Source organism: Mesorhizobium sp. M7A.T.Ca.US.000.02.2.1 (assembly GCF_003996995.1).
Lineage (GTDB): Bacteria > Pseudomonadota > Alphaproteobacteria > Rhizobiales > Rhizobiaceae > Mesorhizobium.
In genome coordinates this window covers 1-7,642 of record NZ_RZTT01000297.1, presented here as the reverse complement: position 1 = coordinate 7,642, position 7,642 = coordinate 1, and the positions used below count along the sequence as shown (strand labels likewise).

Annotated in this window: 10 protein-coding genes and 1 pseudogene; 4 read left to right on the top strand and 7 right to left on the bottom strand. The window is 61.3% G+C overall.

Annotation, left to right across the window (positions count from 1 at the left end; all coding sequences use genetic code 11):
* From EOD15_RS36940 to EOD15_RS23965, 5 genes and pseudogenes are all read right to left on the bottom strand, one after another.
* Window positions 1-125: pseudogene (locus EOD15_RS36940) on the bottom strand (glycerol acyltransferase); the annotation flags it as partial.
* An 84-nt stretch (window positions 126-209) separates the two neighbouring features.
* Window positions 210-2,186, bottom strand: a complete 1,977-nt coding sequence (gene thrS / locus EOD15_RS23980; RefSeq protein WP_127267642.1) for a threonine--tRNA ligase — start codon at window positions 2,184-2,186, stop codon at window positions 210-212.
* A gap of 176 nt (window positions 2,187-2,362) precedes the next feature.
* Window positions 2,363-3,190, bottom strand: coding sequence for a class D beta-lactamase (blaOXA, locus tag EOD15_RS23975; RefSeq protein ID WP_127322937.1), 828 nt, complete (start codon window positions 3,188-3,190; stop codon window positions 2,363-2,365).
* A gap of 148 nt (window positions 3,191-3,338) precedes the next feature.
* Window positions 3,339-3,713 carry a membrane protein insertion efficiency factor YidD gene (yidD, locus tag EOD15_RS23970; RefSeq protein WP_127322936.1) on the bottom strand — a complete coding sequence of 125 codons (375 nt, stop codon included), beginning with the start codon at window positions 3,711-3,713 and terminating at the stop codon, window positions 3,339-3,341.
* Window positions 3,714-3,792: 79 nt separating this feature from the next.
* Window positions 3,793-3,957: a hypothetical protein gene (locus EOD15_RS23965; protein WP_127322935.1), complete on the bottom strand. Its 165-nt coding sequence runs from the start codon at window positions 3,955-3,957 to the stop codon at window positions 3,793-3,795.
* A 90-nt stretch (window positions 3,958-4,047) separates the two neighbouring features.
* On the opposite strand from EOD15_RS23965, the gene EOD15_RS23960 reads away from it, so the two are divergent.
* Entirely contained in the window at window positions 4,048-4,965 is a 918-nt protein-coding gene (locus tag EOD15_RS23960) for a LysR substrate-binding domain-containing protein (protein WP_127408888.1), read from the top strand.
* Between the two features lie 18 nt (window positions 4,966-4,983).
* Here EOD15_RS23960 and EOD15_RS23955 read toward each other — a convergent pair whose 3' ends face one another.
* Both EOD15_RS23955 and EOD15_RS23950 read right to left on the bottom strand, forming a co-directional pair.
* Entirely contained in the window at window positions 4,984-5,430 is a 447-nt protein-coding gene (locus EOD15_RS23955) for a cell envelope integrity protein TolA (protein ID WP_127321549.1), read from the bottom strand.
* 2 nt (window positions 5,431-5,432) lie between these two features.
* Window positions 5,433-5,879 (bottom strand): iron-sulfur cluster assembly scaffold protein, encoded by a 447-nt coding sequence (locus EOD15_RS23950; RefSeq protein ID WP_127267647.1) that lies wholly within the window; start codon window positions 5,877-5,879, stop codon window positions 5,433-5,435.
* A 240-nt stretch (window positions 5,880-6,119) separates the two neighbouring features.
* Here EOD15_RS23950 and folE point away from each other — a divergent pair, with 240 nt between their 5' ends.
* The 3 genes from folE to EOD15_RS23935 all read left to right on the top strand — a co-directional run.
* A complete protein-coding gene (gene folE, locus EOD15_RS23945; RefSeq protein WP_027036853.1) occupies window positions 6,120-6,755 on the top strand; it encodes a GTP cyclohydrolase I FolE in 636 nt (211 codons plus the stop codon).
* Window positions 6,756-6,789: 34 nt separating this feature from the next.
* Window positions 6,790-7,251 carry a phosphoribosyl-AMP cyclohydrolase gene (gene hisI, locus EOD15_RS23940; RefSeq protein WP_127321550.1) on the top strand — a complete coding sequence of 154 codons (462 nt, stop codon included), beginning with the start codon at window positions 6,790-6,792 and terminating at the stop codon, window positions 7,249-7,251.
* Window positions 7,252-7,335: 84 nt separating this feature from the next.
* Window positions 7,336-7,642, top strand: a 307-nt coding sequence (locus tag EOD15_RS23935; RefSeq protein ID WP_185929050.1) for a patatin-like phospholipase family protein, incomplete at its 3' end; no start/stop codon positions are given.

The following is a 7,642-nucleotide window of genomic DNA, read 5'->3' as shown; positions in this document are numbered from 1 at the left end:
GTGTAGCGGTCGCGGCCCGACAGGCCTTCGACCGAATGAATGAACCAGCGCGTCAGCGCCGGCTGGCGCGGATTGGCATAGGAAAGCTCGGGAAAGGGCCGTTCTCGCAATTTCAGCTTGAGCATAGGAGCTCGTTACAAGGTCGGCGTGACAGGGATATGAAAATGGCGGTGGATCGCTCCACCGCCATTTGGTCGAAACCATGCCAATCAAGCCGCGCGTTTGCGCCGGCGGTCGGGTGTAACAGCTTCCTCGGTCAGTTGCGCGATCGCCTGGTCGAGGCCAAGCGATTCCTGGTCGCGCGAGCCCAGCCGGCGCATGTTGACGGTCTGCTCTTCCGCCTCGCGCTTGCCGCAGACGAGGATGACCGGAACCTTGGCTAGGCTGTGCTCGCGGACCTTGTAGTTGATCTTCTCGTTGCGCAGATCCGCTTCCGCCAACAGCCCTGCGGCCTTCAGCTTTGCCACCACCTCGGTCGCATAGCCGTCGGCGTCAGACGTGATCGTCGCCACCACCACCTGCAGCGGCGCGAACCACAGCGGGAAATGGCCGGAATAGTTCTCGATCAGGATGCCGAGGAAGCGCTCCATCGAGCCGCAGATGGCGCGGTGCACCATCACAGGCTGCTTCTTCTCGGAATCGGAGCCGATATAGAAGGCGCCGAACCGTTCCGGCAGGTTGAAGTCGACCTGCGTCGTGCCGCACTGCCATTCGCGGCCGATGGCATCCTTGAGCACATATTCGAATTTCGGTCCGTAGAAGGCGCCCTCGCCCGGATTGATGGAGGTCTTGATGCGATTGCCGGACCGTGTCCTGATCGTCTCCAGCACGCTCCCCATGATCGCCTCGGCATGATCCCAGGCTTCGTCGGTGCCGACGCGTTTGTCGGGCCGCGTCGACAGCTTCACGCTGATTTCGTCAAAACCGAAATCAGCATAGGTCGACAGGATCAAATCGTTGATGCGCAGGCACTCCGCGGCCAGCTGCTCCTCGGTGCAGAAGATGTGCGCATCATCTTGCGTGAAGCCGCGCACACGCATCAGCCCGTGCAGTGCGCCCGACGGCTCGTAGCGGTGCACATTGCCGAATTCCGCAAGCTTCACGGGTAGATCGCGATATGACTTCAACCCATGCTTGAAAATCTGCACATGGCCCGGACAGTTCATCGGCTTCAACGCGAAGACCCGGTCGTCATCGGTGTCGTCGCCGGCGACCGTCACCTTGAACATGGCGTCGCGATACCAGCCCCAGTGGCCTGACGTCTCCCACAGGCTCTTGTCGAGAACCTGCGGCGCGTTGACCTCCTGATAGCCTTGCTCGTCGAGGCGGCGGCGCATGTAGTTGACCAGGTTCTGGAACATCTTCCAGCCCTTGGCATGCCAGAAGACGACGCCCGGTCCCTCTTCCTGGAAATGGAACAGGTCCATCTCGCGGCCGATCTTCCTATGGTCGCGCTTCTCGGCCTCCTCCAGCATCATCTGGTAGGCTTCGAGCTGCGCCTGATCAGCCCAGGCCGTGCCGTAGATGCGGGTCAGCATCGGGTTGTTCGAATCACCGCGCCAATAGGCGCCGGCCACCTTCATCAGTTTGAAAGCATTGCCGATCTGCCCGGTCGAGGCCATGTGCGGGCCACGGCAGAGGTCGAACCAGTCGCCCTGCGCGTAGATCTTGAGATCCTGATCCTCGGGAATGGCGTCGATCAACTCCAGCTTGTAGCGTTCGCCCTTGTCGGCAAACACTTTTTTTGCCTTGTCGCGCGACCAGACTTCCCTGGTGAACGGCTTGTTGCGCGCGATGATCTCGCGCATCTTCTTCTCGATCACCGGAAAATCGTCGGGCGTGAACGGCTCGTTGCGGGCGAAGTCGTAATAGAAGCCGTTCTCGATCACCGGCCCGATGGTCACCTGCGTTCCCGGCCATATCTCCTGCACGGCTTCCGCCAGCACATGGGCCGCGTCGTGGCGGATCAGCTCCAGCGCGCGCGGGTCGTCGCGGGTGACGATCTCGACCTTGCCGGACTTGCCGAGCGGATCGCTGAGATCGCGAACCGTGCCGTCGATCGCATAGGCGACCGCCTTCTTTGCCAGCGATTTCGAGATCGATTCGGCGAGGCCAGCACCGGTCATCGCCGCGTCGTATTCGCGGACGGAGCCATCGGGAAATGTCAGAGAAACGGAATTCAGCATATATATCTCCTATCCAGTCCCGCAAACGAGCGCGGGTGGTTGAAATGCATGTCGCCCAAAAGTGTGTGGCGGTTTTGGGGTTACGGCATGCATAGGGAAACGCCGGATGCGTCCGGCAGCGGCTGTCTTTTATGGACAGATTCCGCCGCCGTAAAGCCCGGCTCAAATGTCAGCGTTCATTTGATGAGGAGCGGCAAATCCTTCAGGAACGCAGCCCGGGTCTTGAGGCCCTTTGGCATGTCGGTACGGTTGGCATCGACGACAAGCCGCGCAAAGACGATCTGGCGGCCATCCTTGTTCGCCCATCCGACGAACCAGCCAAGCGAGCGCTTGTCCTGGACCTTGTCGGCGTCGTTGCGCAGCCTGGTGCTGCCGGTCTTGCCTTGCACCGTCCAATCCCCGGCCTGGAAGATCGGGATGATGGCTGATGTCATGTCGTAGGCCTTGGCCGAGACAGGCAGCTTGCGGGCCAGCAGCTTGCGCAGGAATTCGACCTGCTCGACCGGCGTGATCTTGAGCGAGGAATTCACCCAGGACTTGGTCAAACCATCATTCTTGCCGGGATTACCGGAAACATCGGCATTGCCGTAGTCGAATTTCGAGGCATAACCGGCAAAACTCTCAGACCCAAGCCGGCGGGTGATTTCCCGGGAAAACCACAGGATCGAATCTCGCTCCCAGACCACCGGATCGACGGTCTTCTGATCCCGCTTCACCGCGTTGAATTCAGGCTTGTAATCCCAGCTCGGCGTGTGCTCGTCGCTAAGGATCCCGCTGTCATAGCCGATCAGCGACAACGGCACCTTGAACGTCGAAGCCGGGCTGAACCGCTGGTCGCACACCCCGTCCTGGTAAAGCGTCTTGCCGCTCGCCGCATCGGCGATCACCGTGCACTGCACGTCCCCCAGCGGCGCCGATTGCGCGCGCAACGGAAATCCCAGCAGCCAGGCGAGCAGGAACAGTATCCCGGCAAAGATGAAGGGAAGACGGTCGAAATTGCGCATTTGTCTGCTCGCTCAAGAAGGGGGTTCGCGAGCGGCTTAGCGGGGTCTCTTGTCTCGATTTTGTCTCAAATGCGCAGTCTTTGTGCAGGCTGTTGTTAACCCTACCGGATCGTAAACGGGCAGAGCCGCCGGTACCTGACCGACGCGATCACCCCTGCGCTTCGCCGCGCTTGCTGCCGATCCGCCAGTACCGCCATGGCGTGAACCAGACATAACGATCCTCCAGCACCTCCGGCACGCGGTCGATGCCATGCGTGCCGAATGGCCCGCAGCGCAGCACGCGGAAGAATCCCATCCAACCGCCGGCCCACAGGCCATGGCGGGCGATCGCCTCATGGGCATATTCTGAACAGGTCGGCAGATGCCGGCAGGAATTGCCGACAAAGCCCGACAGCGTCAGCTGATAGAGGCGCACGAGCGACGTGCCGAGGAGACGGCCCGGCGTCTTGCGCCATGGACCGGGCCAGTTGCGGCCGCGTTTCGGCGGCCGGGCGATATGCGCATGCCCATGCTGGTCGCGCACCACAGTCTCCGTATCGCGTTTCCCAAGCGATAGATGTGAGCTTCCACTGGAGAACGCAATCCCCACTCCTTGCGCGCACTCAGTCGTCACGGGCGGAACGGCGAAACGGCTGCCAGTCAGCCGAAGCCACCCACCGGCCACGACTGGTCGGCTCTTCGTAACGCTTTTCATGCTGTCTTCTGTCACGCCATTGAAACGTTGCGATCCGCATGACATCGCCAAAGATGCTCAGCAACTGGATCATGGTCGGTCTCCTTTGATGCGATTAGACCGCCGCTGGCCTTCGCCTTCAAACGAGTATAATTTCCACTTCGGATAATCCTGGGTTATGTGAATGAAGCGCGGACGCTTGCCGCTGACGGCATTGAGAAGCTTCGAGGCGGCGGGCCGGCATCTGAGCTTCAGCCGGGCCGCCGAGGAGCTTTTCGTCTCGCAGGCGGCGATCAGCCGGCAGATCCGGGAACTCGAAACCTTCCTGCGCCAACCCTTGTTCGAACGTCACCATCGCCGGGTCGAGCTGACCGACACCGGCCGACGTCTGCTGGAGCAGCTTGTCAGAAGTTTCGACGCCATCGACACCTTGCTTGGAGAACTGGTGGCGACACCACCGCAGCCCGTAGTCCGTGTCAGTGTCGAGCCGTCGCTTGCATCCGTGTGGCTGGTGCCGCGGCTCAACCGGTTTCGCCAATTGCGGCCCGATATCGACGTCTCCCTCGAAGTCGATCCAAGGCTGATCGAGTTCCGCAGCGATCAGCCGGAGCTTGCCTTGCGCTTCAGCACACATGTCACCGCGTGGCCGCGCAGCGAAGCGGAGCGGCTTGCCTCGACTGTCGATTCACCGGTTCTGTCGCCGGCGCTGCTTGCTTCTGGGCCAGCCCTCGATAAGCCGATCGATCTTGCCCGCTACACGCTTCTGCACGAGGAAAACCGTCAAGGCTGGGCGCGCTGGTTCGAAGCGGCCGGCGTGCCCGCCGACGCCATACCGGCGCGCGGGCCGATGCTGGCGGATGCGTCGCTTTCAAAACAGGCCGCTTTGCTCGGACATGGCGTGGCCTTGGGCGATCTCTTGCAGATCGGCGGGGAAATCGCATCCGGCGCGCTGGTCAAGCCGTTCGACATCGACGTCGCATCCGGCGCCTATTGGCTGGTGGCCAGAAACTTGCGCGACCTCTCGGAACCGGCCGCCGCGTTCGCCGACTGGCTCAGAAGCGAATTTGCCGAAAGCAGGCGGGTGCTGGAAGCGCAGGCTTGAACCTTCCGGCCGGGCCCGCTACTTGGCCTTCTTGCGGTATTTTTCGAAGAGTTTGTCGAGCGTATCCGCGGCCGGAAGCTCGCCCGGTGAGTCTTCTCCCAGGTTGAATGTGAGCATGACATCGCGCCACATATCGTAGTGGGCAGCATATGATGTCAGCCTGGGAAATGGCGCGCAGCGTGCGATGGCCCGGACGGCGGACTCGGCAACCTTGTCCGGCGGCGTCGTCACAGGACCGAGGATTTTTGGCGGGCCTGCGAGTGACCCGTCCTTGTTCAGACTGATCTGGACGCGTGCAATGCTGTGGGTGTTTGCAGGCATGTTCCAACAATGCTGGATTGCCTTCATGAGATAGTCGCCGATATCGCGCTCGACCGCTACGTCTGCCCGGCTCGGGGTCCCGCTCAACGCGAGTGAGCCAGCAAGGCTCCCGGCAAACACCAGGCTTTGGTAGCCAAACCCCAAGGTCAGGCCGCTTCTTCGGCGCGCTTCTTCTCGATCTGGCCGATGGCGTCGACCACGGCATCGAAAGTCAGCATGGTCGAAGCGTGCCGCGCCTTGTAATCGCGCACCGGCTCCAGATATCTGAGATCCGCAAAGCGACCGTCCGGCGGGGCGCCATTTTCCTTGAGCATCTTCAGCATGGTGTCGCGCACCGCGCGCAATTCCTCGGCGCTCGCGCCGACGACATGCTGCGCCATGATCGATGACGACGCCTGGCCGAGCGCACAGGCTTTCACGTCATGGGCAAAGTCCGTAACCAGGCCGTCCTGCATCTTGAGGTCGACGGTGACCGTGGAACCGCATAGCTTGGAGTGAGCCTTGGCGGTCGCGTCAGGATGATCGAGACGGCCGATGCGGCCAATGTTCCCGGCAAAACCGAGAATTTTCGCGTTGTAGACCTCGTTTATCATTATTTTCCAATCCGTCGCCGCCAAGCGAACAGCGATTGCCGCTGTCGTGTCTTCCTTTCGCTCGCTATGACCTTATATAATGCTGGCAGTCCGGTATCGACAAGAACGACGAAAGCCAATGTCCTTGCCGGGAAGTTCACGCCACTTACGGGGCTGGAAACGGGGCGAGTTTCCGACACCGAAAGGTCGTGGTCCGTTCAACTCGTTCCTCCGCCGAGAGGGACTACGGGAGACGCCTTTATGGATGCCGTCATCAAGAAGCTCATGCCACAGTCAGCCTATATGGAAAAGCCGGTCACCGACCGGCCAAGCGAAGCCGAAGTCGAAGCCGCCGTGCGCACGCTTTTGCGCTGGACCGGCGACAATCCGGACCGCGAAGGCCTGGTCGACACGCCGAAGCGGGTGGCAAAGGCCTATCGCGAAATGTTCGGCGGCTACGACATGTGCCCGGCGGACGAGCTCGGCCGCACCTTCGAGGAGGTCGCCGGCTACGACGACCTGGTCATCGTCAAGGACATAACATTCCATTCGCATTGCGAGCACCACATGGTGCCGATCATCGGCAAGGCGCATGTCGGCTATCTGCCGGATGGCAAGGTTGTCGGCCTGTCCAAGATCGCCCGCGTCGTCGATATCTTCGCCCACCGCCTGCAGACCCAGGAGGCGCTGACGGCGCAGATCGCCGGCGTCATCCAGGACGTGCTAAATCCGCGCGGCGTCGCCGTCATGATCGAGGCCGAGCACATGTGCATGGCCATGCGCGGCATCCGCAAGCAGGGTTCAACCACGCTGACCTCGACCTTCACCGGCGTCTTCAAGGATACGCCCGAAGAGCAGGTTCGTTTCGTGACCATGGTGCGTGGCGGCGGGATCTGAATGGCCCTGCGACTTCGCTAGATAAGGACCGGCGATGTCGGCATTGGAATTCCCGAAAGCTTCGTCAGACAAGAAGGCCATGGAGGAAGGCGCGGTGTTTTCACCACGCTTCGATGCCGCTGGCCTCGTCACGGTCGTCGTCACCGATGCCGCGGACGGCATGCTGTTGATGGTGGCGCACATGAACGCGCAAGCGCTGGCGCTGACACTGGAGACAGGCATCGCCCACTACTGGTCGCGCTCGCGCAACGTGCTTTGGAAAAAGGGCGAAACATCAGGCAATTTTCAGCATGTCGTCGAGATGCTCACGGATTGTGACCAGGATGCCATATGGTTGCGCGTCAAAGTGTTAGGCCACGACGCAACCTGTCACACTGGCCGGCGTTCATGCTTTTATCGGACGGTGGGGCTGATCGATGGCAAGGGGACGCTTGCCGACGACGGCAGCAAGCCGCTGTTCGATGCGGTAAACACGTATCGGAAACCACCAGCTTGAACCTTCTGCCTGACACCAACCACACAGATTCATCATTTCGATACGGCCCGCTCGTATAGTGGCCGTGGGACAAGGGAGATCATGATGCTCGAGTGGGCGTCATTGCGTAACAGACCAGATGTCAGGGAGGCCAACGGCCTGTCCTCGTCAGGCGGCGCGTCCGAAACGAACTCCCAGAAGAAAACAGCCATTTCGCTCGCCTTGGGTGGCGGTTGCGCCCGCGGCTGGGCGCATATCGGCGTGCTGCGCGCGCTCGACGAAGCCGGCATCGAAGTGTCGATGATCGCCGGCACCTCGATCGGCGCGTTGGTCGGCGGCTGCTATCTCGCCGGCAAACTGGACGAGCTCGAAGAATTCGCCCGCAGCCTGACCAAGCGCCGCATCTTCGGCC